We start from the raw sequence: 6,464 nt of genomic DNA on the forward strand, positions 1-6,464 counted from the left end.
TATGAACCAAATAAGTCCATTAGCTTTTATCAGTCCGGAAGCAAAAATTGGAGACAACAATATAATCGGTCCTTTCTGCTATATAGATAAAAACACTGTCATCGGAAACAATAATAAGTTCTATAACAGTGTAACGGTACACACCGGAGCACGCATAGGGAATGACAATGAGTTTTTTCCCGGTGCGAGCATAAGTACAAAACCCCAAGATCTTAAATTCAAGGGAGAAGAGACTCTATGTGAGATTGGAGATAACAACAGTGTAAGAGAAAATGTCACAATAAGTCGCGGTACGGCAAGTAAAGGCAAAACTGTCGTAGGTTCCGGCAATTTACTTATGGAGAATATGCACATCGCACATGATTGCATCATTGGCAACGGCCTGATCATAGGCAATTCAACGAAGTTCGCCGGAGAAGTTTGTGTGGATGACAATGCCATAATTAGTGCCTCGGTACTTTGTCATCAATTCTGTCATATCGGCGGTTATGTAATGATTCAAGGCGGATGTCGTTTCAGCCAAGACATTCCTCCATATATTATTGCGGGAAAAGAACCTACAAAGTACTGTGGTATAAATATTGTCGGATTGCGTCGTCGCGGTTTTAGCAATGAAACAATAGACATAATACACGACACGTACCGCATAATATATGCCAATGGCCTTATAAAAGACGGTATCCAAGAAGCAAGAGCCAAGTATCCCAATGTTAAGGAGGTTGAATATATATGCTCTTTCATTGAGAACTCCAAGCGAGGTATAATTCGCTAATGAAAGATACACTTATTGTCATCACCGGGCCTACTGCGGTAGGAAAAACCGCATTATGTATGGATATTGCTAAAAAATATGGCATACCTATCATTAATGCTGATTCGAGACAGATATATAAAGGCCTGAAAATAGGAACAGCAGCACCCACAAAAGAACAACTCAAAGACGTTCACCATTATTTTGTGGGTGCTCTTAATTTGAACGACTACTATAATGCGTCTATGTTTGAACAAGACGTAATGAAAGTCCTTAGTAAATTGTTCAATGACAATAACCATATAGCTTTAATGACCGGTGGGTCAATGATGTACATTGACAGTGTATGCAATGGCATTGACGATATTCCCACGATCGAGCCTGAAATTCGCGAAATGTTGAAAAAACGCTTTGAGCATGAAGGTCTGGACAGAATGCTTGAGGAACTGAGAGTCGTAGATCCTGAATATTATAATCTGGTTGACAAGAAAAACCACCGAAGGGTAATACATGGACTTGAAATCTGCTATCAAACAGGTAAACCATATACTTATTTCCGGAAAAAGAACAAACAAAAACGTCCTTTTAATATCATAAAGATTGCTCTTAACAGGAGTCGTGAAGAACTTTATGATAGAATTAACAACAGAGTGGATAAAATGATGGAGGAAGGACTACTTGATGAAGTCAGGCAGCTTTACAAGTATAGAAATTTAAATGCGTTAAACTCTGTCGGTTACAAAGAGATATTTAATTTTTTAGATGGCATATATACATTGGAAGAAGCCATTGAACACATAAAAAGCAATACAAGACGATATGCCCGCAAGCAATTGACGTGGTATAAAAAAGACAAAGACATATATTGGGTGCACCCAGATGACAAAGAAGAAATAATGAATTACATATCTCAAAAATATGAAAATGGACTCTGAAAACAAACAAAACGCATTTGTTTACTATTGTAAACTCGGCATTAACAAAATTTCCCTGATCGGCAACTGGTATAAGAGCCTGTATAAGGGAAAACCTTGGTATATCAAAACCATATCGGGAATTATCTCACTATTTATAGTTTTCATACTTTATCTCGTTGCCGTAGACATTAATTTCTTATGGTTATTCGGCAAATCTCCGAGTATGAACATGATTAAAAATCCAGTTACAAGCCAGGCATCAGAACTATATAGTGCAGACGGAGTGCTCATAGGCAAGTATTTCAGCGAGAACAGAACCCCAGTAAAATATGAAGAAGTAAATCCTGTCTTTTGGAAAACTCTCATCGCCACGGAAGATGAAAGGTACTATAAACACTTCGGGATAGATTTCCAAGGCGTGGCCGCTGCGGCAAAAGATTATGTCATACACCACGATGCCCGTGGTGCATCCACCATCACTCAGCAACTTGTCAAAAACATGTTCAGAGTACGCACCCAATACTCTACCGGACTATTAGGAAACATTCCTGGCTTGAAAATGCTTATAATGAAGAGCAAGGAATGGATTACGGCAGTTAAGATAGAGATGCTTTTCGATAAGAAAGAAATTCTGACAATGTACGCAAACACGGTTGATTTCGGTTCAAACGCTTTTGGCATAAAAACCGCATGCAAGACATACTTCGGCAATACACCGACAGAGTTAACCACCGAACAGGCAGCTGTTCTTGTGGGCATGCTGAAAGCCACAACATACTATAACCCCAAAATAAACCCGAATAACAGTCTGAAACGACGTAATACAGTCTTGCAAAACCTCGTCACCCACGGACATCTTAGTAAAGAAGAATACGACTCTTTGAAAGATATTCCCATAAAACTTGATTATAGTGTAGAAAGCAACTATGACGGACAAGCGACTTATTTTCGCGAGGCTGTAGCCAATCACCTGAAAGAATGGTGCAAAGAAAACGGTTATGACCTTTATAACAGTGGTTTGAAAATATATACCACAGTAGATACACGCATGCAGAAGTATGCCGAAGAGGCTGCACGCAAACAGATGAAGGTCGTGCAACGCAACTTCAACAATCATTGGGGAAGAACCAATCCGTGGCAGGATGAACATCACATTGAAATTCCCAACTTTATTGAAGGCATAGTACAAAAATTACCCGTATACAAACAACTCGTCCAAAAATATCCCAATAACCCCGATTCTGTAAACTATTGGCTGAACAAACCACATAAAGTCAAGCTATTTGACTATGAGAACGGAACAATTGAAAAAGAAATAAGCACGATGGACTCTATCCGCTATATGACCCGCTTCATGCACTGTGGTTTTGTGGCTATGGAACCAACCACAGGATATGTTAAGGCGTGGGTTGGCGATATAGATTTCGATGCATGGAAATATGATAAAGTAACAGCTATGAGACAACCCGGATCGACTTTCAAACTATTTGTATATACAGAGGCAATGAACCAAGGTCTTACCCCATGCGACAAACGACGTGATTCTTATTTCAGCATGAAAGTATATGATAAGTTCAAGAAAAAGGAAGTCACATGGGCACCGACAAACGCAAACGGATATTTCACGAATGATTCGATGCCTTTAAAAGCTGCATTTGCACAGAGTATAAACTCAATAGCCGTGAAACTCGGACAGGAAGTCGGAATAGACAATATAGTGAATACAGCCCATGCAATGGGTATAGTAAGTCCGCTCGACAATACTCCGGCATTGTCTCTCGGATCCAGCGATGTTAATCTGCTTGAACTTGTGAATGCATACTCCACAGTAATAAATGATGGAAAAATGCACGAGCCCGTGCTCGTGACAAAAATTCTCGACCGCAACGGAAAAGAAGTATACACCGCCCCCACCGAACAGCATCAGGCCATACCATACAAAAGTGCATTCCTCATGCAGCAACTCCTGCAAAGCGGACTGCGGGAGCCGGGAGCAACCAGCATGAGCCTTTGGAGATATGTAGGTAAGCATAACGACACTGAATTCGGCGGAAAGACCGGAACATCAAACAACCACTCCGACGCATGGTTTGTCGGCGTCAGTCCAAAACTTGTTGCCGGTGCATGGGTAGGCGGAGAATACCGTTCTATACACTTCCGTACCGGTGCTCTTGGACAAGGAAGCCGCACAGCCTTACCTATCTGCGGATATTTCTTCGAGTCAGTACTTAATGACCCTGCTTTCAAAGAATATCACGGTAAATTTTCCAAACCAAAAGATGAAGCGGTGAAGTATGACATGTATACATGCAGCAGTTACTATCACAAAAAAGAAGAGGATAGTACAGATATTGACAGTGTTCAAGTTGCAGAAGAAGAAATACTCATTGATGAAAACGGAAATCCGATACAAAAGAAATCCGAAACTACCAATGATAACATTTCAGGTTCTCCCGATGCTCAGCCTAATGGCGAAGCGACTGAAAAAAAGAAAAACAACACAGTCACTTATGACGATGTATATTTCTGATTGCATGCAATAGAGATGACATTAACACCCGATCAAGACAACAAGGAATGGCATGATGCCATGCAAATAATCAATTATACCCGTCGCTCGCTTTTCCTGACTGGAAAAGCGGGGACGGGTAAATCAACTTTTCTTCGCTATGTCGCCGAAAACACAAAGAAAAAGCACGTAGTTCTCGCACCTACAGGCATAGCGGCCATCAACGCCGGAGGGAGTACCCTGCACAGTTTCTTCCGTCTTCCGTTTCATCCCCTACTCCCAAACGACAGCCGTTACAGTCCACGCAACATCCGCCAGACGTTGAAATACAGCGGTGCCCACTGCAAATTACTTCGTGAGGTGGAACTCATCATCATCGATGAAATAAGCATGGTGCGAGCGGATATCATCGACTTCATGGATAAAGTGCTAAGGATATACAGTAGAAACATGCGTGAGCCGTTTGGTGGAAAACAGATGCTATTCGTCGGCGATATATATCAACTCGAACCCGTATTACGTGAAGACGACCGCCGACTGCTACAACCATTCTACCCGTCATCATATTTCTTCGCAGCAAAAATTTTCCATGAGATGCCTCTCATAAGTATCGAACTGCGTAAAGTTTACAGACAGACTGATGCCGACTTCATCGGTATTCTAGACCGTATCAGAAATAACTCAACAACAGTACACGACCTTAAGACGCTCAACTCACGGCTTGGGTCCAAACTTAACGGAAAAGACTCTGACCTTATCATAACCCTTGCCTCACGCCGCACTACAGTAGATTATATTAACGACCGCCAACTGGCTAGCATTAAAGGTCGTCCATCTGTTTTCCATGGCAATATAAAAGGTGACTTTCCCGAGACATCCCTCCCTACCCCGATGGAACTACAAGTGAAACCTGGTGCACAGGTTATATTCATCAAGAACGACAAAGACAAGCGGTGGGTAAACGGCTCGCTGGGTGTAATAAGCGGTATAGATGAGGAAAATGAAATTATCTGCGTGGTTATGGAAGACGGCAACGAGTATGACGTGGAACGTGAGATATGGGAAAACACAAGGTACGTGTTCAACGAGAAAGAGAAAAAAATAGAAGAAGAACAACTTGGCATATATACCCAATTCCCTATACGCCTTGCTTGGGCAATAACTGTGCATAAAAGTCAAGGACTCACATTCCGTAAGGTAAACATAGACTTCACTGGTGGCGTATTTGCCGGAGGACAGACATACGTAGCTCTCAGCCGCTGCACGTCACTCAACGGAATCAGCCTGCGCGAACCGATAAAGATGTCGGATATATTCGTAAGAACAGAAGTCGTGCAATTCGCCCGCCAATACAATAACCGTGGATATATAGACCGGGCGTTGAGCGAAAGCAAGGCCGACCGAGAATATCACGATGCCGTCACAGCATTCGACAATAGAGACTTCGACTCTTTCCTCGACAACTTCTTCAAAGCAATTCACAGTCGCTACGACATCGAGAAACCTGCCGCAAAACGTCTAATCCGCAAAAAACTCGGAATTATACACACTCTCGCAGAAGAAAACAAAAAACTTAAGGAAGAGCAAATCTGGAAAAATGAATTCCTCAAAAAACTTGCCGCTGAATATACCTTGCTTGGCAAAGAGTGTGAAAGAGAACACATGACAGAAGCGGCTATAAAGAACTACGAGAAAGCCATTGAATTATATCCGGAAGCATTTGACGCTATACGGAGGCTGAAAAAACTGAAAACATAACACATAATCTTCAATGCGTGGAAACCCGCTCTAAATAATAAACGAACAAACAAATAGTCCAATGAATAATAATAAACCTATAAAAACAAGAAAACTCATTTTTAACAGCATTAGCACTTTTATTGTCTTTGGCAACATCCGCACTCAACAAAGATAGTATCAAGGCATTTGCCATAGTACCATATAAACAGAACTATATACATTATCATAAAACATGTAGACAGAACTTCACTGATTGATGAAGTCCCCGTCCATACAATTAATCGGAACATAATAATAACACCCGACAAATTATAATATAAACACTAATTTATCATTTTTTACACTTTACCCGAATTATATAAATCTCATTTTCATTAGTTGAAAAATACTCTTATATTAACTTTACCCGTTAATTTTTTAGCGGAACAACTGATAATCAGCGGCATGGTGCTTTTTATGAGTTTGCCATAATTGTCAAAGGAGTGCTTCTTTGGCACAAGCCGAAATTCCGGTGCATGGATTTTAGGAAAAGTGTTAAATTTGCGTC

The 6,464-nt window shown here is 41.1% G+C and carries 4 protein-coding genes; all 4 read left to right on the forward strand.

The window, feature by feature from the left end; translation table 11 throughout:
* Position 1 precedes the first annotated feature (1 nt).
* From lpxA to MoGM_RS10555, 4 genes are read left to right on the forward strand one after another with little or no spacing between them, the layout of a single operon-like run.
* Positions 2–772: an acyl-ACP--UDP-N-acetylglucosamine O-acyltransferase gene (gene lpxA, locus MoGM_RS10540; RefSeq protein WP_104370006.1), complete on the forward strand. Its 771-nt coding sequence runs from the start codon at positions 2–4 to the stop codon at positions 770–772.
* On the forward strand, positions 772–1,686 hold the full coding sequence (gene miaA, locus MoGM_RS10545) for a tRNA (adenosine(37)-N6)-dimethylallyltransferase MiaA (protein WP_104370007.1): 915 nt from the start codon (positions 772–774) through the stop codon (positions 1,684–1,686). The genes lpxA and miaA overlap by 1 nt, the downstream gene beginning before the upstream one ends.
* The gene (locus MoGM_RS10550) at positions 1,676–4,198 is read left to right on the forward strand and encodes a transglycosylase domain-containing protein (protein ID WP_104370008.1); all 2,523 of its coding nucleotides are present in this window, start codon (positions 1,676–1,678) and stop codon (positions 4,196–4,198) included. The genes miaA and MoGM_RS10550 overlap by 11 nt, the downstream gene beginning before the upstream one ends.
* A gap of 15 nt (positions 4,199–4,213) precedes the next feature.
* Positions 4,214–5,935, forward strand: a complete 1,722-nt coding sequence (locus MoGM_RS10555) for an AAA family ATPase (RefSeq protein WP_104370009.1) — start codon at positions 4,214–4,216, stop codon at positions 5,933–5,935.
* The last annotated feature ends 529 nt before the right edge of the window (positions 5,936–6,464 follow it).

Origin of the sequence: Prevotella sp. MGM1 (assembly GCF_002933775.1) — a bacterium.
GTDB lineage: Bacteria > Bacteroidota > Bacteroidia > Bacteroidales > Bacteroidaceae > Prevotella.